This window comes from Clostridium paraputrificum (genome assembly GCF_900447045.1).
GTDB lineage: Bacteria > Bacillota > Clostridia > Clostridiales > Clostridiaceae > Clostridium > Clostridium paraputrificum.
Map to the genome: position 1 here is coordinate 549559 of NZ_UAWH01000014.1, position 26235 is coordinate 575793.

The window sequence follows — 26235 nt, forward strand, 5'->3', positions numbered from 1 at the left end:
TTGGTTGCGGGAGCAGGACTTGAACCTACGACCTTTGGGTTATGAGCCCAACGAGCTACCAACTGCTCCATCCCGCGATATTAAGTTTTAAGTTTGCATCAGCTAACTTGTATTCTTAGTATATAGGTTAGGTATTATAATGTCAAAATTAAAATGCACCATATTATGTTGTGAGAGAAGAAGAGGTTATTTAGAAGCATATATACCTCTAAATGCTATATAAAACAAAAAACTAGAATAATCATAGAGATTAAAAAACAAAAGAAAATTATTGATTGGATATTACAGATGTATGAAATATCTAAGTATTAGCTAAATGCTAACTATTTTTACTTTTATATTCTTTAAAAAGAATAACTATAAGTGATATTAGCAGAAGTAAAGTCACAAGGGGAAGAAATAAAAAAAGTATTGAAAATCGTCCTATTAATGAATCATCTCTAAATATTGGAGCAAGACTTGCGTCAGAATATTTAACATTAAATAGTGGAATTTTACCTTCAGCAGAATCATTATATGTCCCAACAACTTTTCCATATATATAAAAGTCCCCTAATAAGACAGGGTCATTTACAGCATAATTAGGAAGATTACCAGTAAGTTGTATATATTTTGGATTAGCATCTGGATAAGTATTTTTAATAGTATTCCAAAGCTTATTTTTATCTTCTTTTAAGTAATAAAGAGGACCTGTTGTTACTTGTAAGTGAACTTTTATTTTAATGTCATCTTTAGATAACTCTTTTTTAGGAGTAATTCTAGTAGGAATAAAGTAATATAGTGTTATTGGAATAAATAATAACAATGCTATAATAATACACAATTTTATTTGCTTCATAAAATCAATCCTTCTAGTATTATAATAAAATATTATATTACTAGTTGAGATAAATGGCAAATTATATCGGGTGAGTGAATAAAGATAATAGAATTATATATTTTAATTTATACTTTAAATTAATGAGAAAAGTATTTAAAATATATACAATAAATGTAAAATTAGGTATAATTAAACTGTGGGAAACCATAGATATGATATTTATTTTTGTAGAGAGAGGAGGGAGATTAAAAAGTTAATAAATTAATTCGAAATCATATCTATTAATTATAGAAAGTGTTAAAAAGTTCATAGTAGGGTAAGGAGTAATATTAGAAAATAAAACTAGGAAGATTTAGGAGAGGAAAATATGAAAAGTAGAAATTTAAAAAATACGAAAAGATTTACCTCATTACTCTTAGCAAGTACTCTAGTATTATCTGTAGTAGATTTAGGTTCAGTGAAATTTGTAAAAGCGGTAGATACGCAATTTGCAGGAGAAGAATGGTATGACCAAATTAGCACTATAGAAGTAAATCGTGAGTCAGCAAGATCTACATTTACTCCATATGAAACTATTGAAAAAGCATTGAAGCATGAAAAGTCAGCATTAGATAATCTAGATGAAACAGGTTCAAAGTGGTATCAAAGCTTGAATGGAACATGGGATTTTAAGTGGGCTGAAAAACCTGCAGATCGTGAAAACGATTTAAGAGGTGATGAAGCTAAAAATTATAAGGAAGACTGGAATACAGAAGGCTGGGATAAGATTGAAGTCCCAAGTAATATACAAACTCAGAGAGATGAAAATGGTGATTTTAAATATGACACACCAATTTATACAAATCAGACATATCCTTGGGCAAATTATGAATCAGTAAACTATAATACAAATGGAAAGGATAAGCCTGTTGCACCAACTGTTAAAAATAGCGTTGGCCAATATAAGAGAACTTTCGTTTTACCAGAGGACTGGGACGGTAGACAAACCTTTGTTTCTTTCCAAGGCGTGGAATCAGCATTCTATTTATATATAAATGGAGAAAGAGTAGGGTATGCTGAAGATAGTTATACTGCTGATGAATTTAATATTACTGAATATCTTAAACCAGGAGAAAACACAATTGCAGTTGAGGTATATAGGTGGTCAACAGGAAGCTATTTAGAGAATCAAGACTTCATTCGTTTAAGTGGTATTTTTAGAGATGTATTTTTATATTCAAAATCAGATGTAGAGATTCGTGATATTTTCGTGAAAACTGATTTAGATGAAGAATATAAAGATGCTGTACTTACATTAGAAACTGATGTAAGAAGTTTAAGTCCAGAGAAGTCTGGCAAGTATACAGTAAAAGCTGATTTATACGAAATAGATAGTGATAAGAAACTTTGGAATGAACCACTTTCTTATGATATAGAAGTAAGTGCAGGAAAAGCTACAGTTGAAGAGAGAGCAGATGATAAGGGACAAAGGGGGACAGGATCTAAAGAGGTTACTAACCCTAAAAAGTGGTTTGCAGATACACCAAATCTTTATAGATTGTTAATTCAATTAGAAGATGAAAATGGTAATGTGATTGAAACAACTTGTCAAAGAGTTGGATTTAGAGAAATTGATAAAGTTGATATAAATGAAGCAGGTCAAGAGCAAGCTCAAATTAATGGTAAAAAGATCATGTTTAGAGGAACTAATAGACATGAGACTGATCATATAAATGGTAGAGCTCTTACAAGAGAAGATATAAAAGAAGACTTAGTAACAATGAAACAATTCAATGTTAATGCAATTAGGACATCACATTATCCTAATAATCCATATACTTATGCGTTAGCAGATGAATTAGGCTTGTATATATGTGATGAGTCAAATGTTGAATCACATAAAGGGGCAATTGAAGCTGATATACCATCAGGTGAGTCAGAGTGGAATAATTCTGTTATGGATAGAACAATAAATATGGTGGAAAGAGATAAGAATCATCCATCTGTTGTAATTTGGTCTTTAGGAAATGAAGCAACTTATAGAACTTACCCTATGAATGATAGTTATTGTTTTTATAATTCTACTCAATGGATTTTAGAACGTGATCCATCAAGATTAAGAAAATATGAAAGAGATAACCGTTATACAAAGGGAAATAGAGAACAATCAATGGTAGATATTTATTCATCACAATACTGGGGAGTATCATCAGTAGTTGGACACGTAACTAATACCAATAATAAGGCTCCTTATATTCAATCTGAATATGCACATGCCATGGGAAATGCACTAGGAAACTTTAAAGAGTACTGGGATGTATTTAGAAATTATGAAAATGCCCAAGGTGGATTCATATGGGATTGGATGGATCAGTCAATTGCTACAAAGATTAAAAATACTACAAAGTATTACGTGAAAAATGCAGATGGAACTGAATCAGAAATAAAAGGAACATTGGAAAATGGAAGAGAAGGAAAAGCCTTAAGAGGAAAGACTTTTGTTCCAAGTGTAAATGCAAATAGTGATGAATTAACATTATCAGCATGGGTGAAATTAGATGGAATGACAGGAAGCGATCAAGCGATCATTTCTAAAGGTGATAATGGTTATAATTTAAAAATATCTAAAGCAAACAATAAAATTGAGTTCTTTGTAGATGGATGGAGCAGTGGTACTTTAACTGTTGATTTTCCTAGTGAAAAAATAGGAAAGTGGACAAACATTGTAGGCACATATGCAAATGGCAAATATTCTTTATATATAGATGGAGAAATGGTTGGAGAAAAGAGTATCTCAAAGAATACTCCAGTAGATAGCGTAAGCTATAATATAGGAATTGGTGATGACCCACAATACAATGGCCGTGCTTTTAACGGTTTAATTGATAACGTGATGGTTTTAAAGAAAGCGCTTACTAAACAAGAAATTCAAGAAAACTACAAAGTTCCTCAAGAAGATATAGTATATTCTATGAATTTTAATGAAAATGAAATTAGAGAAGAAAGAACAAATTACCCAGAAGGAGAATATTTCTTTGGATATGGTGGAGACTGGGGAGAAAAAGTTACTGATAATGATTTTTGTGCAAATGGGCTAATGAATGCAGATAGAACTCCATCTGATGAGTTGTATGAAGTTAAAAAAGTACATCAAGAAGTTTCATTCTATGATGACGGACAAGCTAAAGATGGAACAGTTAGAATAGTAAACGAATTCTTAAATACAAACTTAAATGAATACGATATAAGTTGGAAGCTTTTAATTGATAATGGAATTAAAGCTCAAGGAAAGCTTTCAGAAGAGCAAAAAAATATTTTACCTGGTGAAGAAAAGACTATTCAATTAGATTTACCAGAAATGCAAATAGTAGAAGGTTCTGATTATATATTAGAATTCAGTGTAACATTAAAAGAAGATCAACCATGGGCAGGAGAATACTATGGACATAAGGGTGATGAGATAGCTTTCGAGCAACTTATGTTAAACTATACACCAGAAGTGGCTCGTCCATCTATTGATGTAAGTGAAAATGATCCAATAAATGTAGAAGAAAAAGAGGATTCAACAGTTATTACTGGTGGAGAAAATAGCGATAAATTCTCTGTTACAGTTGATAAAAATACTGGATATATAACAAATTATACAGTAAATGGAGAGGTTCTATTAAAAGAAGGACCAAAACCAAATTATTGGAGAGCAAGAGTAAGTAATGATCCAAACTTTACAGATGGTATGAAAAATGCAGCTGATAATTTTAAGGTTAATAATTATACTGTAGATGTAAAAGATAAGGTGGTTTCAGTACATGTAGATGGAACTATTGAAGGAATAGATTCACCAAACTCAATTGATTATATAATTTATGCAAATGGTGATATTGTAGTAAGCAATAGCTTTACACCAGCAAATTCTAATGCAGTTGGCGAAATTGCTAGAATTGGTATGAAGATGATAGTTCCAGAAGGATATGAAAATATCACTTATTATGGTAGAGGGCCTCAAGAGAACTATATCGATAGAAATACAGGGGCTAAGATTGGAATTTATAAGGATACAGTAACTAATTCCTTCTCAAATAAATATGTTAGACCACAAGAGAATGGAAATAAGACAGATGTTAGATGGACTGCTTTAACCAATGGTGAAAATGGTAAAGGTATAATGGTAGTTGCCGAGGATAAGATGGAAACAAGTGCACTACATTATAAAGCTGAAGACATCTATAATACTTGGAAGAACTTAGGCCACCCATACCAAGTTCCTACTATCGATGATACTGTATTAACAGTAGATTATGCTCAAAGAGGTCTTGGTAATGCAAGCTGTGGTCCTGGTCCATTAGGTGAATATATTTTAAATAAAGGTGAAACTTATACACATTCATTTAGAATTACTCCAATTACAAAAGCTGCATCTAATGATAGTGAATTTGTAAAAGAGAGAATGGAAAATAGTAAGTTAAATCCAAATTCAATAATGCCAGTTACTGATATAACTTTAGATGGTGTTTCTTTAGATGGATTTGAGCCTTTAAGAACTGAATATAATTATGAGTTATTTGATAAAGAAGGGCTTACATTCCCTAAGGTAGAAGCTGTTGCTACAGATGAAAATGTAAAATTAGAAATTACTCAGGCTACAAAGGAAAATCCTGTAGCTACAATTAAAGCAACTTCCTCTTATGGTATAGAAAAGATATATACTATAAAGTTTAATTTAGTAGATCAAATGTATGTAAGTGACATGGAGTGGATAGTTGATAAGGGCGGATACAGTTCAAACCAAAGGGATCTTTGCACATGTGGTAGTCCTTTAGGTGTTTGGGTTGATGGAGTTAAGACTTCATTTAAAAAGGGTGTTGGATCACATGCACCTTCTGAAGTAACAATTAATGTTGAAGGTAAAGATGCTACAAACTTTACTGCAATTGCAGGAATTGGAATGGAGCAAGGTGGAAATAGTAATGTTAACTTTGTAGTAAAGGTTGATGGTAAAGAAGTATTCCGTAAGAATGATGTGATGTTTAAAACTTCAGTTCCAGTAAATGTAGATATTCGTGGAGCTAAAACAGTATCACTTATTACAGAAACTAATGGTGCAGATTCAAATGATCATGCTGTATGGGCTGATGCAAAATTGGTAAATACTGTAACAAAAGTAGATTTAGAATCTGCTATAGCTGAATATGAAACAATTGCTGAATCAAAGGATGATTATACAGCTAATAGTTTTGAAGCATATACAGAGTCATATAATAGTGCAAAGGATATATTATTATCTGAGAATGCAACACAAAAACAAGTTGATGATGCTACAGAGACTTTAATTTCTGCTAAGAACTCTCTTGTTTATATTAAGGATTTAAAATTAAAGGTAGAAGAATATGAAGCATTAGATAAAGATCTATTTGTTGAAGAAAGTTATAATAAGTTACAAGATGCATTAGTAAAAGGAAATGAAGTATTATCAAATCCAGCAGCAACAAAAGAGCAAGTAACAGAAATAATGGCTCAACTACAAGATGCATTTGCAAATCTAATTCCATTAGATGAGAATAGAAAAGCTTTGATTAGTATTATTGATGAATTTAATAAGAAGGATGAAGAATCTTATACAGAAGCATCATGGAATGCTTATAAAGAGTTTATTGATAGTGTTATCGATACACTAAATAATCCAAAGGCTACTGATGAAGAAATTCAATTAATAATATCACAAGCACCAGGAAAAGTTGAAGCATTAGTAGATTTAACATTATTAAAAGAAGCTATTAATAATTTAGTTCCTCATGATGAAGTAAATTATACAGTAAATTCATGGAGTGAATATATTAGTACAGTAGAATCAGCAAAAACAATATTAAACAAATCAGATGCAAGTAAAGATGAGGTAAATGCAGCAGTAGAAAGCTTAAAATCAATAGATGATAAGCTAGTTGATGTATCTGAGTTGAAAGAGTTAATTTCACAAGCTGAAAAGTTAGAAGAGAAAAATTATGAATCTGATGCTTGGAAAACATTAAAAGAGCAAATTGAAGAAGCAAAAAATGCATTAATAGATGGCTCAAAAGATGAAATAACAGGTATCATGAAGGCGTTAAAGGATGCAATGGATAATACAAAAGTACCTGAAAAACCAGAAAATCCAAATCCAGAACCACCAGTTGATACTCCAACTGAAAAACCAGGGGAGACTCCTGGACAAGGAAATGGTAGTGGAACTAATGGAACTGTTACAACTGGAGATAGAAATAACGTATGGCCTATAGTAGCTGTAAATGGTATAGCTATGATGGTTGGTGGATTCCTATTTATGCTAAAGAAGAAGCATTAATTTTGAAATAATAAAGAATTAAGGGGCTGTATAAGGATAAGGTAAAAAACTTAATCTGATACAGCCCATTTTTATTTTTGTTAGTTATATACTAAAAAGTTATGTCTATTAGCAAACTACAAGAAGAACTTTTATTCTTCAGAGGTATTTTGAAAAGTATATTTTCGAAACTAAGAAAATGAAACATTAAATTCTAATGAACCGCAGTATAACGAATGATGAGATGAAGATAAATAAAATAATTGTTTAGCTTCTACTTGGTTTCTTGAAATTATTATTCCTTGGAACCTTGAAAGAGTCACATAGATAAATATAGGATAAAATACATAAATTGTAATTAAAAATTACAAAACTTCTATCTTATATTAAATTCAATTATTATATATCATTAAGAATGTAAGAGGGAAGTAATTGGAGGAGATTAAAGTGTTAAGTGGAAGAATGTTAAAGGTTATTGATTACTTACAAATTAATAATGAAACAACATATAAAAAGATTTCAATAGATTTGGAAATAAAAGAGCGATACATTAGATATGACATAGATAGAATAAATGATTTCTTTCATATTAAAAATCTACCTTTAATAGAAAAGCAATCAAAAGGGTGTATTGTCTTTCCGAAGTCAATTGAAGTTTCTGATCTAACTAAAGAAAACGACTTCATTTATTCTCAAGAAGAAAGAACCTCTTTAATTTTATTAATTTTATTAATAGATAACCAAAGGTTAAAGATTAATAGATTAAGTAAGGATTTTCAAGTGTCAAGGTCAACTATTAAAAATGATATGAGTTTTATTGAAGGAAAATTATTTGAGGAAGGTATAAAAATATCTTATACAGATAGATTTTTCTTAGATGGACCTAAAAATAAGAGAGTAGCCTTGATGACAAAGGAGCTTATAAAATATGTTTATTTGCTTAAGGATGAAAATCTAAGTTTAAACACCTTTGAAGCATATGCAGTAGAGGTAATAGAAAAGGCTTTTGAGGGAGTATCTTTAAAGGAGGTAATTGAATGGATTGATGATTTACTTGAAAGTATGGATTGTATATTAAGAGAGGATTTCTATAAGTGGTATGTAGCAAATGTATTTACTGTAATATGGTTTGTAATTAGAAGTAAGGAGAATCCGTTAGAGTCAACAATTAATAGTGAGTACTCAGATAAGTACAATGAATTTATGAAAAAACTTGAAGCAATTATTAATAAAGAGATTGATTATAAAAAACTTAAGGTACTTAATAGGCTGATTAATTATGTAAACAAAGATGTAGTACTAGATGGAGATTTTGATTTGATTTATATGGAAACTATAGTTTCTAAACTGATAGAAGCTATGTCCAAAGCTATGAATATTGATTTTACCAAAGATAGTATATTAATTGATGGACTGTCGAATCATATAGTCCTATTAATAAAAAGAGCTAAAGGTAGTATATACATTAACAATGAAGTACTCTCTATAATTCCTCAAAAGGATATTGTGGTAGTTGATACTTTAGCAGCGCTTATTAAAGATATCGAGGGATTAAGAGAAGTTACTGATTATGATGAAATATCATATTTAGCAGTTCATTTTATAGCTAGTATGAGACGCTTAACAAAAGCTACAAACAAGCAAGTATTATTAGTTTGTGGACATGGATATGGCAGCACTAATATGTTAAAGGAATCTTTACTAAATGAATACCAGATAGATATTGTTGATATAATTCCAGTATATAAATTAACTAGTTATAGCAATTGGAATAATGTTGATTATATTATATCTACAACAAAACTAAATAATTCATGTATTAAAAAATATGTTATCGTCAATCCGATATTATCCAATGATGATTATGCAAGTATTGATAGGCTTGGTATAGAAAGAAAGAGTACTGTATTAAATTACAACTCAATTAACGAAAAGTTAAATTTTTTAAAAGAAAAAGACAGAAGAAAGGTACTTGATATTATAAAAAATGAATTGGGTTATGGTAGTGTTATTACTTCTACGAGAGTTAATAGTATTAGTGGTTTATTATCGGATGATTGTATAGAAATAATGACTGGTAATAATGGATGGAGGGAAGTAGTTAAAGAGGGTATTGGATTGCTTGAAAGACAAAAATTTATAGATGAAAGATATGAAAAGGATATTATAAAGACGATAGAAAGTGTTGGATTTTATTCAGTTACTGATAATCTATTTGCACTTATACATGGTAGAGGGGATGAAGGAGTAAATCGTAGTTGTATGAGTCTGATTGTTAGTAATGAACCAGTGGAGTTTGGAGAAAAAAAGGTAAAAATAGTTTTTTGTTTAGCAAGTAAGGATAAAAAAGAGCACATTCCAGCTATGGTATTACTAATGAGAATGATAAAAAGTACTAGATTTATTGAAAGACTAGAGAATGCAAAGTCAATAAAAGAAATTAAAGAAATACTATATGAAACAGAAATGGAGGTTGCTTTTTGAATGGAGTCTATTATAAAGAGGGAATGTATCGTATTTGATATAGATGAAAAAGAAAAAGAAAAAGCAATATTAGAATTAGTAAAAAAATTAAAAAATCAAGGGAACATTACAGATACAGAAATGTTTTTGGAAGATGTCTTAGCAAGAGAAAAATTATCACCAACTTCATTAGGAAATGATATAGGACTACCCCATGGAAGGACAGAAAACGTTTTAAAAACAGCTGTATGTTTTGGAAGATTAAAAAATAAAATATTGTGGAATGAGGAAACAGGAGAGTTTGCTCAAATAATAATATTAATAGCTGTACCTAGTAATGATGAGGAAAACACTCACATGAAGATTATATCAAGATTAGCTAGAAAGCTAATGCATAAGGAATTTATAGATAAGTTATTTATTGGTGATAAGGAAGAAATATTTAATATATTAAAGGAAGGATTAGGTGAATAAAAATGGATTGGAAAAAAAGTTTAGCTACACTAAAAAAGCATGTATTGACAGGAACATCGCATATGATTCCATTTATAGTTGCAGGAGGTGTTTTATTTTCACTATCGGTTATGCTAAATGATGTTCCAGCAACACCAACTGAAGGATGGTTAGCAGGATTAGCAAAGATAGGGGAAGCAGGATTAACATTATTCATACCAGTTCTAGGAGGGTATATTGCGTATTCTATTGCTGATAAACCAGGTTTAGCTCCTGGTATGCTTGGTGCTTATTTAGCCAAAGAAGTAGGTGCTGGTTTCTTAGGCGGAATGGCTGCAGGGTTTATCGCAGGCTATGTTGTTAAGCAATTGAAGAAGATTAAATTACCAACTTCATTGAAGTCATTAGGATCTATATTCTTATATCCATTAATAGGAACATTTGTTACTGGAGCTATTGTAATTTGGGTAATTGGAACACCAATTGCAAGCCTTATGGAAGGATTAACAAATTGGTTAGCTGGAATGGGAGATGCAGGTAAAATTCCACTAGCTACGATTCTAGGTGGTATGACAGCATTTGATATGGGTGGTCCTATAAATAAAGTTGCTACATTATTTGCACAAACTCAAGTAGACACATTACCTTATTTAATGGGAGGCGTAGGTGTTGCTATATGTACTCCGCCAATAGGGATGGGACTAGCTACCTTATTAGCTCCTAAAAAATATAATACAGAAGAAAAAGAAGCAGGTAAAGGTGCTCTTTTAATGGGATGTGTAGGCATTACAGAAGGTGCAATACCTTTCGCAGCAAATGATCCACTACGTGTTATTCCATCAATTATGGTAGGAGCTGCAGTAGGAAATATTATACCATTTTTACTTGGGGTACTAAATCATGCTCCTTGGGGAGGTCTTATAGTACTACCAGTAGTTGAGGGTAAAATTGGATATATTATTGGCGTAGTTGTAGGGGCATTTGTAACTGCAATAATGGTTAATTTGCTTAAGAAGGAAAACACTAATAATGAGAAGATTAAAGTAGATGAGGAAGATTTTGAATTAGAGTTTGAAGAAGTATAAACATGGAAGGAAGATTGATTATGAAAGTTGTTGGAGTAACATCATGTCCATCAGGAGTTGCACATACTTATATGGCAGCAGAAGCGCTAGTTTTAGCAGGTAAAAAACATGGAGTTGAGGTTATTATTGAAACTCAAGGGGGCGCAGGAATAGAAAATCCTTTAACTAAAAAAGATATAGGTGAAGCAGTATGTGTGATATTAACTAATGATGTCTCAATTAAAGGAGAAGAAAGGTTTAAAGGTAAAAAGGTTATAAAAATGGGTGTGTCTGATGTGATAAAAAGAGCAGATGCATTAATAGAAAAGATAGTGAAAAAATTTAGCTAATATTAAAGATTAGTCAATTATTTAGAAAGTAGATATAGGTAATAAAATTATTGTATCTACTTTCTTTATTAGTACTAGATGAGACGATTTTCGTTATGTGGTCATAGAAGCTAAATAAATTAAATATAGAGAAAGGAAGAAAAAAATGAAAGTTAAGAGTAAAAAAATACTTACGACTTTATTAGTAACGGCTTTTACTGTTTCAACAATGAATTGTACTACTGTTTTTGCAATGGTAGATAAGTTTATTCCAGAAAAACAAGGAAAAAAGGTTCTATTTGAAACATCTTTTGAAGATAATGAAGAAAATAAAGAATTTTTAGAGACAACTATTGATAATACAAAAGGAAGTATTAATGTATCTGGTCTTGAAGAACCAGTTTTTATTGATGGAAGCATAAACAACAAAATTATAAAATCTAGTATTAAGTCATGCAAATCGCATAATGATAATGAAATTGCACAAAATTTATTTGATGATTCAACAAATACAAAATTTTTAGCTTATAATGGAAGCGCTATAAATGAATCAAATCCAGTTTGGGTTTCATTTGAAGTTAAAGATAAAGTAAAGGTGGATCGTTATCAAATTGTATCAGCTAATGATTCGCCAGAGCGTGATCCCAAGAGTTGGAATTTATTTGGATCAAATGATGGAGATGAATGGACAAAAATAGATTCACAAACAAATCAAGTTTTTAACAAAAGATTTGAGCGAAAAGAATATAGGATAGAGAATCCTTCAGAATATAAGTTCTTCAAGATAGTAATTAATGAAATAGCAGGCAGTAATCGTACTATGGGGCAATTTTCAGAATTAAATCTTGGAACTGGTATAAAAGAAGATAATAATACTATTGAGAGTATGACAACAACTATTTCTAAAGGACCAACAGGAACTTGGAATCAAGCTTCAGGTAAAGGATGGAGTGGAACTAATGCTTTAAAAGTAGCAGGTACCCATATAGGAAATGAAAGAGCTTATTCATATAATGTAATTTATGAAGATTTAAATATAAAAGTAAAAGAAAACACAAATTTAAGTTATAAAATTTTTCCTAGTATGATTGATGAATCTGATTATGATTATGATTATACACAAATGCATATTGCAGTTGATGTAGAGTTTACAGATGGATCATTTTTAAGTGAGTTAGGAGCAATTGATCAATATGATACTAAATTGAATCCTCAAGCACAAGGAGATAGTAAGATATTAACAACAAATCAATGGAATTATATAGCAAGCAATATAGGAAGCGTTGCAAAGAATAAAACTATAAAAAATATTCTAGTTGCATATGACAATGATGAAAACACTAAGTCTAATGATGCTGAATTTAAAACATTTATAGATGATATAGAAATTTATAATGAAAAGTTGGTTGAATTTAAGCATAAATCTGATTATGTAAATATTTTACGTGGAACGAATGATTCACCAAGTTTTTCACGTGGATTAACTGCACCAGCAGTAACAGTACCACACGGATTCAACTTTTTTGTGCCAGCTACAAATGGAGATGATAACAAAATTTACAATTATCAATTAAATGGTAACACATTTAAACATATTACTATATCACATGAACCATCATATTGGGTTGGAGACCGTGGAACATGGCAATTTATGATTAACACTTCAATAGATATTGGAAGTGTTAATAGTGGAGATGAAATTAATTCGTCTGCACGTCAGGCTGAATTTTCACATGATAATGAAATAGCAAAAGCACATTATTATTCAGTAACTTTTGATGAAGGTTCTAATGCAAGTAATTCACAAATGGAGGTTACTCCAACATTACATGGAGCTGTTTCAAGATTTACATTTGATAAAGATTCAGAAAATAGAAATATAATATTTGATTCTACAAGAGCCTCTGGAACATTAAAATATAATAAAGATGGAAGTTTTGAAGCGTCAAGTAATCATACTAGTAATGGTATGCAGACAATGTATATATATGGTGAGTTTTCAGAAAAGCCCGTATCTACAATAGTACAAAACTCTAAACAAGGAATTGCAAGCTTTGATAGTGATGTTGTTGAATTAAAACTTGCTACTTCATTTATAAGTATAGATCAAGCTAAAAAGAATCTTGAACTTGAGATTGGTAAAAATGATGATTTTAAGTCAATATTTAAACAAGCTCAAAACACTTGGGATGAGACTTTAGATACTATAGATGTTAAAGGAGCTACTAAGGATCAATTAACAACATTATATTCAAATTTATATAGATTAAATGCTTATCCTAATTTATTATCAGAGAATGCTGGAACAAATGATGAGCCGGTTTGGAAATATAAATCTCCATATGGAAACCATGATGTTGTAGATGGAACATTATATTATAATAACGGTTTTTGGGATACTTATCGTACAGCATGGGCAGCATATGGATTATTTACTCCAGAAAAAGCTACAGAATTATTAGATGGATTAGTTCAACATTATAATGATCAGGGATATGTACCAAGATGGATTGCACCTGGAGGTACTAATTCAATGGTTGGTACAAGTTCAGATATTATTTTTGGTGATGCCATTGCAAAAGGAATAGAATTTGATTGGCAAAATGCTTATGAATCTGCAATTAAAAATGCAGCAGTTGCAGTGGATTCCTCAAATTTAACGAATGGTGGACGTGCACAATTGAATACATCTATATTTGAAGGATATACAGCACATAATATACAACATGAAGGTTTTTCGTGGTCAATTGAAGGATATATAAATGATTATGGAGTTTATAAATTAGCTAAGAAATTAGGTTATGAAGATGAAGCAGCGTACTATTTAAACAGAGCACTAAATTACTCTAAGTTGTTTAAATCTACTGGTGATAGTGTAGAAGATAAGTGGTTAAGAGGAAAGAATGCTAATGGAGATTGGTCATACTCTGATGAAGAATTTAATCCTTTCTTCTGGGGAGATGATTACACTGAGACAAATGCATTTAATATGTCAGTTTCTGTACCTCATGATGGTCAAGGATTGGCTAATTTATATGGTGGTAGAGCTGCATTAGGAGAAAAGCTTGATACTATTTTTGAAACCAATGGAGACTATTGGGGATATGGAGCGGAAGAAAGTATAGGTGGTATCCATGAACAGAAGGAAGCAAGAGAAATTAAATTAGGACAATATGGACATTCCAATCAACCATCTCATCATATCCCATACATGTATAATTATGCTGGCCAGCCTTGGAAAACTCAAAAATATGTAAGAGATATCTTAGATCGTGCATATGTTGGAAGTGACTTGGGGCAAGGGTATATTGGAGATGAAGATAATGGTGAAATGAGTGCTTGGTATATATTCTCAGCACTTGGATTCTATCCAGTTTCAATGGGAAATGATGAGTATGCTATCGGTTCACCATTATTTGATGAAATAACTGTTCATTTAGATAATGGTAAAGACATTAAAGTAATAGCTAACAATAATAGCGATGAAAATATCTATATTCAATCTATGAAGTTAAATGGAAAAGAATATAATAAAAATTATATAAAACACTCAGATATTGCTAGTGGTGCTACTATTGAATTCGAAATGGGAAGTACACCAAATACAAATTGGGGATCAAGTGAAAATTCACTACCTACATCAATTACAGATGGAGATGAATTACCAGACCCATTAGAAGATGTAACTATAGCTAGTGTTAAAGAAACAAGTTATCCTAATAGCAGTGATCTTGTAGATAGCTTATATTCAAATGTAACAGAATCTAAGAATCTTTTTGATAACAATTCAAATACTGCATCTATTCTAAATGAGAGTGGTAAAAGTGAAGTTATTTATACCTTTGGTAAACCAACTAAAATTTCAATGATGACTTTGACCTCTGGAAAGGATGGAAGTGCTCCAAGTGGATATATATTAAGTGGTAGCCATGATGGAGAAGTCTGGAAAGTTATAGATGAAAGAGATGAACTTGAATTTGAATGGCAACGATATACAAGACCATTTAAACTACCGGAAGAGAATTGTGAAGGATTTATAAAATATAAAGTAGAGTTGATTGGCGGAGAAACATTAGCAGAAATTGAGCTGTTGGGACAAGAAGGAGATACTTCAACAATAGATAAAGATACACTTAATAAATTAATAATTAATGCAAAAGTTATTGATCAAAGTAATATGACAAAAGTAGCAAAAGAGTTACTAAATAATGCAATAAAGAGTGCTGAAGAAGTTGTTAATAATGAAAGTTCAACTCAAGAAGAAATTATTAATAAATATCTGGAGTTAAAAAAAGTTATAGACAGAGTTAATTCAATTAGGATAGCGAAAAACCGAATAGAAGCTGAGGAGTTTAGCTCTGCACATTCAGATATAGTAAATGATGGTGAGAATATTGGTGGCGTAAAGAAGAACACTTGGGCAAAATATAATGATATTGCTTTTGATGGTAATGAGGATAGTTTAGAACTTTATTATTCAGCTCAAAAGAAGGATGCTGGAGGATATGTTGAAGTTTATATTGACGGTATGGAGGGGGATCCAATTGCTAAGATAGATGTTCCTATAACAGGTGATAATTGGAGTACTTATGTTTTAGCAGAGGGAAATTTAATAAAGGATGTTGAGCCAGGATTACATGATATATATTTAGTATTTAGAAATGATACGGATACACCGTATGTTTCAAATGTAGATTATTTTAGATTTGGAAATAAAATAGATGCTAATGTCAATGTAATTGGAGAAGGTAGTGTCAGTGAAGGAATAGCATATGAAGGCAGACCTTATACAATAACTTTTGATGGTGAAGTAAGTCATGTATTTGTTAATTGTGTAGAAGTAGAATTTGATAAAGCAAAGAATTCGTATACAATAGATAATTTGACTTCAGAAACCGAAATTGTTGTTGTGTTTGGAGATTTATTACCTTATAAAATTATAACAGAAGTCCAGAATGGTGATGCTACTGTTGAATTAAGTAAATCAGAAGCAACTGGATATGAGGAAGTATCATTAATAATTAAAGATATTGAAAAAGGAAAAGTATTGTCATCAGTTAAACTTAACGGTGAAGAACAAACAATTCCAAATTCAGTTGATGGGGTTTATACAATTAAACTGGTAATGCCGTTTGAAGATGCAAAGGTAGAAGTTATTCTAGAAGATAGAGTTGAGATGATGAATGTTAAAGTGAATCCTTCAGAGAATGGTGAAATTTCTACATCGGCTATAGATAACCAAATTGCAAAAGGTGATGATCTACTTATTAGTATTATTCCAAACGAAGGATACAGATTAGAATCATTAATTATAAATGGAAATGATATGACAAGTCTAGTAGAGTCTAATAAATTAGTCTATAAAGGAGTAAGTGAAGATTTAGAGATTAGTTCTAAATTTGTTATCAATACAAACAAAGAAGAGTTACAAAAAAATATAAATTTAGCAAATGATGTGGTGGAAAAAGGATTTTTAGAAGGTGTAAGTAAAGAAATAGTTGATGAATTTAATAATGCATTAGCGGTAGCAAAAAATATAAATAATAATTCAAATTCTAATCAAGAGGATATTAGTAAGGCTAGTATTGATTTAAGGAATTCAATAAAAAAAGTTATGGAATTTGAGAGGGTTAATAAAGATGAGCTTAGACAATATGTTGGTGATATTGAAAATATTGATTTAAGCGTATATACAGAATCTACTGTAGCTGAATTCACTAAAGCATTAAAAAATGCTAGAGATGTTTTAAATAATGAATTAGCTACTCAAGAAGAGGTTGATAAAGCATTAAGTGATTTAAAGGTTACTAAAGGTTCTTTAACTAAAAAAGAGGAAAATACTAATAAAGAGAATGGAGAATCAGAAAAACCAGGCGGTATTAATAGTGATAGTAGTAATAGTCTGGATACTCCTAAAACAGGAGATGTTTCATCAATAAGTCAATATATATATGCTATTGTTAGTGCAGGTGGTGGATTATATTTATTATTAAAAGGAAAGAGAGAAAGTTAAATAAAATAAACTAAAGCTAATATCGAGAAGAGCTATAAAAAAGAGTTAGTCAGATGAAAGCTGATTTCTGTATTGTACAGGAGTCAGCTTTTTTTGATTAAGTTTTATTAAAAGAATAAAAGTGTTAACAGATATATTTTTAAAATAGTATAATATAATAAAATTTTTAGGGAGAAGGATTATGTTAAGTAGTCAAAGGTATTTAACTTTATCACTAGAACTACATTTGTTCTTTGGACGGATTATGAAGGAACACTCTATTTTTTTGGAGGCTAGCTTTACCCCAAAAAACTCCAAACTTTCCAAGGAGGCAGATAGTTATAAAGTAAGGTTTGAAAAACTTCTATTAGATACTATTCGAATAAGTGATGGATTTCCAAGGAAATCAGTAATAGATTCTGGAGAAATTTTCACTGACTATACTTTAAGTACAGAAAAAAAGACTCAGTACTACACAGGAATTGACATAAATTCTAAGATAACTATATTAGAGAAAGCTTTAGGTTGTGAATCTAAAAAACATATTGATTCTAAAATGTTAAAGTCTGTATGTGAAATTAATAATCGAGCTAAAAAGTTGGTTAGTGGCCTAATAGAGTTAAAGGAAAGAATTTTAGATGAAATGCTATGTTGCAAGCTATTTACAGTTAATTATCCTTTACTTATTGAGCATATTTTACGTGAAGCCAAGTTGTATTATTCATATATAGATGCACTTGAGAATGATAAAGATATTGAAGAAGAGGATATGGTAAAGGTTGAATTATTTTGGGATCAAATTATGATGGAACATTCTTTGTTTATAAGAGGACTTCTTGACCCAAGTGAAAAGGAACTGATAAGCACAGCAAACCAGTTTGCAAATGAGTATAGTGAGTTAATTAAAAAAACAGACAATAAGGATATTATGCTTATAGAAGGAGCTCCAAATGATACATTAGCTGAAACAATTAAATTAAGAGATTTTAAGAAAGCAGGTGCAGAAGGTATAGATGATTGTAAAATAAAATCTATAATATTACCACTTCTTGCTGACCATGTTCTAAGAGAGGCAAATCACTATATAAGAATATTAAATACTTATGAATAAAAGATAATTATAAGGATAAGAGTAGTTATTAATAAAGGAATTTGTTAAAAATTAAGTAAAAAAGGAAAAATAATAATGCTATTGACTAATTTCGACACTGTAATATATAATGAATCCAAGAAAACTAGTCCTTTAAATTAAATCCAGAGAGATTAATAAGGTCGAAATGATACGGCAGAGATAAAATAAAAAGATGCACGAGTGAATATCTTTTTATTAAGTATAACGACCTTTCTATATAGAAAGGTCGTTTTTTTAAAATATGAGTACTGGTTTTCCTAAATATAAAATTTAGGGGGATAAAAAATGGAACAAAAGACAAAAAAACATGATAGTGACTATGCACTGGAGCATGTACATAAAAGAGATAAAAAAGGGTTCTTTTCAATGTTTGTGGTTATGCTTGGATTTACGTTTTTCTCAGCAAGTATGCTGACAGGAGGAAATTTAGGGACAGGCTTACCATTAAAAGATTTCTTTATAGCAGTATTCATAGGAAATTTAATACTAGCATGTTATACAGGAGCATTAGCTTATATAGGAGCTGATACTGGACTTTCAATGCACTTATTAGCTAGATATTCATTTGGTGAAAAAGGTTCATATTTAGCATCATTTGTAACAAGTATTACTCAAATAGGTTGGTTTGGTGTTGGAATAGCAATGTTTGCAATACCAGTAGCAAATAGATTTAATATAAATCTATACTTATTAGTAGGAATTACAGGAATACTAATGACAGCAACAGCTTACTTTGGTATGAAGTCACTAACATTGTTAAGTGCAATAGCAGTACCAGCTATTGCAATATTAGGTAGTACATCAGCTATAATGGCAACAAATTCAGTTGGTGGAGTTCAAGGATTAATGAATATAGACCCAACAACAAAGATGACATTAGTAACAGCTGTAACATTATGTGTAGGATCATTTATAAGTGGAGGCACAGCTACACCAGACTTTGCAAGGTTTTCAAAGAATAAGAAGGTTGCAGTTTCAACAACTGTAATAGCATTCTTTATAGGTAACTCACTAATGTTCTTATTTGGAGCAGTTGGAGCAATGGTTACAGGAAATTCAGATATAGCGGATGTTATGTTCTCACAAGGGTTAGTAATACCAGCAATATTAGTTTTAGGTTTAAATATATGGACAACAAATGATAATGCAATATATACAGCTGCATTAGGACTTTCAAATATAACAAAATTGCCTAAAAAGCAAATGGTAATCATAGGTGGATTAATAGGAACTGTAGGTGCAATATGGTTAAACAATAACTTTACAGCATTCTTAACATTCTTAAATTCAATGTTACCTCCAGTAGGTGGAATAATAATAGCAGATTACTTCTTCGTAAAGAAGAGAAAGTATGATATTATAGAAAAAACAGAATTTAAAAATATAAACTGGGTAGCTATAGTAGCCTTCTTAGTAGGGTTCATAGTTGCAAATGTTGTTACAGTGGGAGTTATAGCATTAAATGCAATTATAACAACAGTGTTAGTTTATGTAATAGGAACAAAAATAACTAATAAATAAGGTGATGATAATATGTTAATCAAAAATGTTAAACTTCTAGATAGAGAAGGGTTATTTGATATAAGAATTTTAGAGGGAAAGTTTAAAGAAATAGATTCAAGCTTACAAGCAGTAGAAGGGGAAGAGGTTATAGAAGGAAATGGAGCTTTAGCATCTGCTCCATTTATAGAACCACATGTTCATTTAGATACCACTTTAACAGCAGGAGAACCTGAGTGGAATAAAAGTGGAACTCTTTTTGAAGGAATTGAAAGATGGTCTCAAAGAAAAGAATTTTTAACTAAAGAAGATGTAAAAACTAGGGCTAAAAAGGCAATAGAGTGGCAAGTAGCAAATGGAATTCAATTCATAAGAACACATGTTGATGTTACAGATGAGAGTTTAGTTGCTTTAAAGGCGATGGTTGAAGTAAGAGAAGAAGTTAAGGATTATGTTACATTGCAAATAGTAGCCTTTCCTCAAGAAGGAATTCTTTCATATCCAAATGGATTAGAACTAGTTGAGGAAGCTATAAAGCTAGGTGCAGATGTAATAGGTGCTATACCTCACTTTGAATTTACAAGGGAGTATGGAGTTGAATCTATAAATAAGATTTTTGAATTAGCAAAAAAATATAATGTATTAGTTGATGTTCACTGTGACGAAATTGATGATGAACAATCAAGATTCTTAGAGGTTGTAGCTACAAGAGCTTTAGAAACAGGTCTTAAGAACAAGGTAACAGCTAGTCATACAACTGCAATGGGATCATACAATAATGCTTATACTTATAAGTTATTTAGACTTTTAAAAATGTCAGGAATAAATTTTGTTTCAAATCCTTTAGTTAATACTCACCTACAAGGAAGATTTGATACATATCCAAAGAGAAGAGGTATTACTAGAGTTAAGGAGCTTGATGAAGCAGGAATTAATGTATGCTTTGGACATGATGATATCTTTGACCCATGGTATCCAATGGGAACAGGAAATATGTTAGAAGTAGTTCATTTTGGGTTACATGTATGTCAAATGATGGGATATGATGATATAAATGAATCCCTAAAGTTTATCTCAACTAATAGTGCAAGAACATTAAATATAGAAGATAAATATGGAATAGAAATAGGTAAGCCAGGTAATTTAATTTTATTAAATGCTGAAAGTGGTTATGATGCAGTAAGAAGAAGAGCAGAAGTTTTATACTCTATAAGAGAAGGTAGAGTAATAGCTAAAACATTGCCAAGTAAATCATTTATAAATTTAGAAGAGGAAAAAGAAATTACTTTTAAAAGATAATACTAAAAGAGCTAGTTTATGCTAGCTCTTTTAATTTTTAAAACAAAGCATCAATGGTATTAATTGTTATAATTGAAAGTATATTGTACAATAAAAATAATAAGAGAATTTATGGATGGGGGAGATATAGTGTATTCATATAAACAGTTAACAGATCCCAATAGTATAAATATGATTAAAAAAGCTCATGGAAAATTTTTGATTCCGCTTATAGTATCAATGGTATCTATGGTGAATATAATATTAGCTCTGTTATTTTATTTTGCTACTAAAGATATGTTTTTAAAAACATCTTATCCTATATACATACTTCTAGCTTTAATTGTACTACAGATAATTTTAGGGGTAACGATATATGGAAAGTATATAAATAAAGTAGTTATAGACTTGAAGAAATCCCATGGAGAAATTGAAATTAATTTTAATGAAAAGGGACTTACTATTAAGAAGAATGAAACATTAATAGAAATTTCATGGGAAGGAATTAAAGAAGTTAGAATATATGATGGCTATATAATATTTGTTAGTAAAAATTCTTGTGTATTAAACCGTATTATGACTTTTGATGGTTTTAATGTTGAAAGAGATGTAATAATTTCTGATATAGAAAAATATAAAGAGGTGAGGTGGTATTACAATGAATTTTAAATTTTCACCTTCTGAAAATGAATTTGAATATAGGGAGTATATTAACTATAGGGTAGGTAGTGCGGTGGTTAATAAAATCTATATGTCCTGTTGTGTAAAGTTATTAGGGTATATACTGGTATTTATAAACGTATTTAAGCTTTTTAATAAATATAAATTTGCATCTAATATTACTACAGCTATTTTATTATTATTTTTAGGAATAACAGTTATAGTAATTCTTATATGTTTATTAGGAAAAAAGATAGGTATGAAAAAATATAAAAAGCAATTTGTTGATATAGATACTATATATTCTTTTAAAGTGGATGAGAATAAAATATGTAGAGAAAATAAATATTCCTATATTGAAGCACCACTTAAATCAATAACTCAGATAATAAAGATCCATTCTGGATTAATTATTAAGTTAATAGATATTAAGGAAGATATATTTATTCCAAGTAAATCTTTGCCTATTGAAGTAAAGGAATTTATCCATTATATAGAGGATAAGAACAGTGAATTAGAAGTGAAGGAATATAAGAGCAGTAGTAAAAAGAAATTATTTAAACTATGTTTAGAGGGGTATGGATTACTTATTATTGCAATTATTTTAGGGCTTGCACTATAAAACAATATTTTAAAAGGGATATAGCATAAATATTTAGAACCACATCTCTTTTTCTTTTATTTAGATTTATTGATAAATTATATTGCTATTGAGATGTTATTCATTTGTATGGATTAAGAGAGTAATTCTAAAAGTAATATAGGGAGGGATTTAGTGTCAAATAAAAAAGTAGTGAAGAATTTATTTAGTATAGTTTTATTAGGAATAATATTAGTTTCTATTTTTATATTATCTTATTTGCAGCCTATTTATGCTGATGATTATAATTATGCTTTTATTTTTGGGACAAGCGAGCGAATTAGTAATTTTAGTGACATATTTAAGTCTTTAGGAATTTTTTATAATAGCTGGGGAGGAAGAGTAATTCCTATGTTCTTATCACATTTATTTTTATGGTGGGGACGAGGTATATTTGCAATTTGTAATACAATAGTATATTTTATATTTTGTTTTTTAATTTATAAATGTACATTAGGAATTAATGATGAAGAAAATGATTGGTTTAAGATATGGATAGTGCATATGCTAGTACTATTTGGGGCTCCTATTGTATCAGAAACTATATTATGGGAAGTTGGTTCTTTTAATTATTTGTGGTTGATGATGTTATCTATGTTATATATATATCCATATTTATTAGACTTTTTTGGCAAGAAAAAACTAAATGATAACTTAAAAACGTATATAGTTATTACTATATTAGGGTTTTTAGCAGGAATGGGGAATGAGAATGTTGTTCCTATTATTATAGGAGCTAATCTAGTTTATATTATTTATTCTAAAATAGTAGAAAAAAGAATTAAAATATGGAGTATTGTAGGGGGGATATCTGCATCTATAGGGGCAGCTGTTCTAATGTTATCTCCAGGTAATATTATTAGATCAGAAGTAGAATATAATGAATATAACATTCCAAGAGATATGAGTGTTAAATTTAAAGAAAACTATCTTCCTGTTTTAAAGATAGTACTACAACGGAATTACTTAATAATATGTCTTTTATTCTTTGCTTTATTAGCTATATATATTTATAAGTATGGGTGCAAGAATAAAGAATTAGTTATATCCCTACTATTAGTATTATCTGCGATTATCTCTAACTTAATGATGATATATCCAAGTACCTATTCAGTGAGATCATCTTTTGGTGGAGGAATATTTATTATTTTAGGAACATGTATACTTGGTTCTAAATTATATTATCTAATTAGTGAACATAATATTTTATTTTGGTCTATTACGTTAATTGGGTTTTTGTTGATATTTGGAACTATAATTCCGTCTATAAAAAATGGAGTTTATTATAATAAAGAGTATTCTTCAATGATTAATTTTGTAGAGAGTGAAAAATCTAAAGGAAACTTGAATATAGAAGTAAAGGCGATAAATTATAAGAAAAATAGGTTTTTTAGTGGATTTGATTTTAGTAATAACAAAGACTATGTTCATAATAAATACTTTAGTAAATATTATGGTATTGATAGTATAATAGCAAATTAGTGAATAAAAGTAGCTTAACGTAGAGTTAGGCTACTTTTATTTTTTATTTCTTAACACAAAAATAAGATTTTTTAATAAATATATTATAAGAAAATTATTTGGAGGAGAATTATGATAAGTAAGGAAAAGTACATTGACTTATCACTAGAATTGCATCTTTTTTGGGCTAGAATTATGAAAGAGCATTCAATTTTTTTAGAGGTGGGATTTACAGATAAAAATAAAAAGTTAGCAAAGATAGCTGATAACTATAAGTTTAAGTTTGAAAAGATATTACAGGATGTAGTAAAAGTAAGTAATGGGCGAATTGGACAAGAGCTATTAGATTCTGGAGAAATTATTACTAAATATACTTTGGATGCAGAAAAGAAAACAAGATATTATACAGGAATAGATATAAATACTAAAATTACCTTGATGGAAAATAAGCTTGAATGCAAAGTGAATAAAAATGATAATGACAGAATTATAAGTTATATAAAGAATATCAATAATAGAGCTATAAAATTACTAGATGGATTAATTGAGTTTAAGATAAAGATATTAAGTGATGTTTTATGTTGCGAACTATTTACACTAAACTATCCAATGTTCAATGAACATTTAATAGAGGAAGCAAAGACTTATAGAGCATACATAAAAGAATTAGAAAATAATAAAGATATAGAAAAGAGCGATATTAGAAAAACAGAATTATTTTGGGATGAGATTATGATGGAACATGCGTTGTTTATTAGAGGTTTACTAGATCCTAGCGAAAATGAATTAATTGTTAAATCAAATAAATTTGCTAATGAATTTGAAAAGTTAATAAAGAGAGCTGAAAGTATTACAGATGATACAAAGTTAAGTGTTACTGATGATACTTTATCACAAACTATTAAGCTAAGAGATTTTAAGAAGGATGGAACAAAGGGAATATTAGAATGTAAAATTAGATCAATAATATTGCCTCTTCTTTCTGACCATGTTATAAGAGAAGCTAATCATTATATAAGAATTTTAAAAAAATATAATAAATAGCCTTTAGGAGTTAGCCAATTGACTAACTCCTTTCTATTTTTATATAAGATCCCTTAAGGGACTTTTTGATTGCGTCTTTATTTGTCTGTCTAATGTATGAAGATAAATTAGATATTTTATTTAGTGTATTATTTATATAGATAGTAGGGTCAATTATTCTTAATTTATTGACTTTGTATATATCATAGTTTGAGTCATCTTCTACTACTTTTGTATTTGGAGAAATAGAATTTAGTAAATTAATTATTTCAGAGTTTCTTGAGGAACTTAAAATAGTTAATAAATAATTGTCATCCTTTAAAAAGTCTTCTAAGGTTATTATTTTTTTATTTAAGGCTAATTTCAAAACTTCTGCAAATTTATAATTAGAATATATATTTAAAGGGTCCATAAAGAAATCAAGAACTTCTTTGTAATAAGTTTCTACAAACCATTCGCCTGTTTCAAGGGATGTAACTACTATTTCATCATTAATAACCCTAATATTAGTTAGAAATTTTTTTATATCTTCAATAGTAATTATCCCATTGTTATACATATCTCTAAGAGTATAGTCTATTCTATCTGCACAAAGTTTAGGAGCTGATTTTTCTAATATGTTCCACCTTTCATGATGAAGCAAAATATCTTTATAATTGTAACCATTGCTTTCTAATATTTTGGGGATATCTGAGTTATTTATTACATCTTCTAAAATAATTTCATGGTAGTCTTCCTTTTTATTATCTAAAACAGTATCAATAACATGAGAAAAAGCAGTATGTGAAATATCATGAAAAAGTCCTGCAATCTGTTCTTCAATACTTCCACCTAACAATCTAATTAATAGCATAGTTCCAATAGAATGATCATATCTAGTAATATTCAATTTTGGATTAACTAAAAAACTAGCTCCACCTTGATGAATTTTTTTTAATCTTTGAATTTCCTTTGTATTTATTAAAATCTCAAATATGTCTTCTACCTGGAATTCTCCATATAATATATCTTTTATTATCATTTTTATCCTCCTTAATTAGGATTTTATAATATGAAATAATATTTTATCACAATTTTATTTTATAATGAAACTAAATATACAATTCTATCATCATTATAAGTGAAGGG

Annotated in this window: 15 protein-coding genes and 1 tRNA gene; 13 read left to right on the forward strand and 3 right to left on the reverse strand. The window is 29.6% G+C overall.

Annotation, left to right across the window (positions count from 1 at the left end; all coding sequences use genetic code 11):
- Position 1 precedes the first annotated feature (1 nt).
- Together DR024_RS07580 and DR024_RS07585 are read right to left on the reverse strand one after the other, a co-directional pair.
- Positions 2-77 (reverse strand) — tRNA-Met (locus DR024_RS07580).
- A gap of 242 nt (positions 78-319) precedes the next feature.
- Positions 320-838, reverse strand: a complete 519-nt coding sequence (locus tag DR024_RS07585) for a hypothetical protein (RefSeq protein WP_049177965.1) — start codon at positions 836-838, stop codon at positions 320-322.
- Between the two features lie 349 nt (positions 839-1187).
- Between DR024_RS07585 and DR024_RS07590 the strand changes: the two genes are divergently transcribed.
- The 13 genes from DR024_RS07590 (at position 1188) to DR024_RS07650 (ending at position 25128) form a co-directional block, all read left to right on the forward strand.
- The gene (locus DR024_RS07590) at positions 1188-7133 is read left to right on the forward strand and encodes a glycoside hydrolase family 2 TIM barrel-domain containing protein (protein WP_111918450.1); all 5946 of its coding nucleotides are present in this window, start codon (positions 1188-1190) and stop codon (positions 7131-7133) included.
- Between the two features lie 411 nt (positions 7134-7544).
- Positions 7545-9596 carry a BglG family transcription antiterminator gene (locus tag DR024_RS07595; RefSeq protein ID WP_146742885.1) on the forward strand — a complete coding sequence of 684 codons (2052 nt, stop codon included), beginning with the start codon at positions 7545-7547 and terminating at the stop codon, positions 9594-9596.
- Positions 9597-10049 (forward strand): PTS sugar transporter subunit IIA, encoded by a 453-nt coding sequence (locus tag DR024_RS07600; RefSeq protein ID WP_049177961.1) that lies wholly within the window; start codon positions 9597-9599, stop codon positions 10047-10049.
- A 2-nt stretch (positions 10050-10051) separates the two neighbouring features.
- The gene (locus tag DR024_RS07605) at positions 10052-11113 is read left to right on the forward strand and encodes a PTS fructose transporter subunit EIIC (RefSeq protein WP_049177960.1); all 1062 of its coding nucleotides are present in this window, start codon (positions 10052-10054) and stop codon (positions 11111-11113) included.
- Between the two features lie 20 nt (positions 11114-11133).
- Positions 11134-11442, forward strand: a complete 309-nt coding sequence (locus tag DR024_RS07610; RefSeq protein ID WP_049177971.1) for a PTS fructose-like transporter subunit IIB — start codon at positions 11134-11136, stop codon at positions 11440-11442.
- Positions 11443-11587: 145 nt separating this feature from the next.
- Positions 11588-17434 (forward strand): GH92 family glycosyl hydrolase, encoded by a 5847-nt coding sequence (locus DR024_RS07615; RefSeq protein ID WP_111918452.1) that lies wholly within the window; start codon positions 11588-11590, stop codon positions 17432-17434.
- Between the two features lie 181 nt (positions 17435-17615).
- Positions 17616-18524 (forward strand): DUF2935 domain-containing protein, encoded by a 909-nt coding sequence (locus tag DR024_RS07620; protein ID WP_111918454.1) that lies wholly within the window; start codon positions 17616-17618, stop codon positions 18522-18524.
- A gap of 306 nt (positions 18525-18830) precedes the next feature.
- Positions 18831-20066 (forward strand): cytosine permease, encoded by a 1236-nt coding sequence (gene codB / locus DR024_RS07625; RefSeq protein ID WP_111918456.1) that lies wholly within the window; start codon positions 18831-18833, stop codon positions 20064-20066.
- A 12-nt stretch (positions 20067-20078) separates the two neighbouring features.
- Positions 20079-21344, forward strand: a complete 1266-nt coding sequence (locus DR024_RS07630) for a cytosine deaminase (protein WP_111918458.1) — start codon at positions 20079-20081, stop codon at positions 21342-21344.
- Positions 21345-21473: 129 nt separating this feature from the next.
- Entirely contained in the window at positions 21474-21992 is a 519-nt protein-coding gene (locus DR024_RS07635) for a hypothetical protein (protein WP_143331532.1), read from the forward strand.
- Positions 21982-22605 carry a hypothetical protein gene (locus tag DR024_RS07640; RefSeq protein ID WP_099327822.1) on the forward strand — a complete coding sequence of 208 codons (624 nt, stop codon included), beginning with the start codon at positions 21982-21984 and terminating at the stop codon, positions 22603-22605. The genes DR024_RS07635 and DR024_RS07640 overlap by 11 nt, the downstream gene beginning before the upstream one ends.
- Before the next feature lie 153 nt (positions 22606-22758).
- Positions 22759-24105 (forward strand): DUF3329 domain-containing protein, encoded by a 1347-nt coding sequence (locus DR024_RS07645; RefSeq protein WP_055253548.1) that lies wholly within the window; start codon positions 22759-22761, stop codon positions 24103-24105.
- A 111-nt stretch (positions 24106-24216) separates the two neighbouring features.
- Positions 24217-25128 carry a DUF2935 domain-containing protein gene (locus tag DR024_RS07650; RefSeq protein WP_027099402.1) on the forward strand — a complete coding sequence of 304 codons (912 nt, stop codon included), beginning with the start codon at positions 24217-24219 and terminating at the stop codon, positions 25126-25128.
- 22 nt (positions 25129-25150) lie between these two features.
- On the opposite strand, the gene DR024_RS07655 is transcribed toward DR024_RS07650, so the two are convergent.
- Positions 25151-26128 (reverse strand): HD domain-containing protein, encoded by a 978-nt coding sequence (locus tag DR024_RS07655; protein WP_027099403.1) that lies wholly within the window; start codon positions 26126-26128, stop codon positions 25151-25153.
- Positions 26129-26235 lie beyond the last annotated feature (107 nt).

Bases quoted from the DNA above. Each gene is read 5' to 3' on its own strand.
- DR024_RS07585 (WP_049177965.1), bottom strand. From the start codon at position 838: ATGAAGCAAATAAAATTGTGTATTATTATAGCATTGTTATTATTTATT.
- DR024_RS07590 (WP_111918450.1), top strand. From the start codon at position 1,188: ATGAAAAGTAGAAATTTAAAAAATACGAAAAGATTTACCTCATTACTC.
- DR024_RS07600 (WP_049177961.1), top strand. From the start codon at position 9,597: ATGGAGTCTATTATAAAGAGGGAATGTATCGTATTTGATATAGATGAA.
- DR024_RS07605 (WP_049177960.1), top strand. From the start codon at position 10,052: ATGGATTGGAAAAAAAGTTTAGCTACACTAAAAAAGCATGTATTGACA.
- DR024_RS07610 (WP_049177971.1), top strand. From the start codon at position 11,134: ATGAAAGTTGTTGGAGTAACATCATGTCCATCAGGAGTTGCACATACT.
- DR024_RS07615 (WP_111918452.1), top strand. From the start codon at position 11,588: ATGAAAGTTAAGAGTAAAAAAATACTTACGACTTTATTAGTAACGGCT.
- DR024_RS07620 (WP_111918454.1), top strand. From the start codon at position 17,616: ATGTTAAGTAGTCAAAGGTATTTAACTTTATCACTAGAACTACATTTG.
- codB (WP_111918456.1), top strand. From the start codon at position 18,831: ATGGAACAAAAGACAAAAAAACATGATAGTGACTATGCACTGGAGCAT.
- DR024_RS07630 (WP_111918458.1), top strand. From the start codon at position 20,079: ATGTTAATCAAAAATGTTAAACTTCTAGATAGAGAAGGGTTATTTGAT.
- DR024_RS07640 (WP_099327822.1), top strand. From the start codon at position 21,982: ATGAATTTTAAATTTTCACCTTCTGAAAATGAATTTGAATATAGGGAG.
- DR024_RS07650 (WP_027099402.1), top strand. From the start codon at position 24,217: ATGATAAGTAAGGAAAAGTACATTGACTTATCACTAGAATTGCATCTT.
- DR024_RS07655 (WP_027099403.1), bottom strand. From the start codon at position 26,128: ATGATAATAAAAGATATATTATATGGAGAATTCCAGGTAGAAGACATA.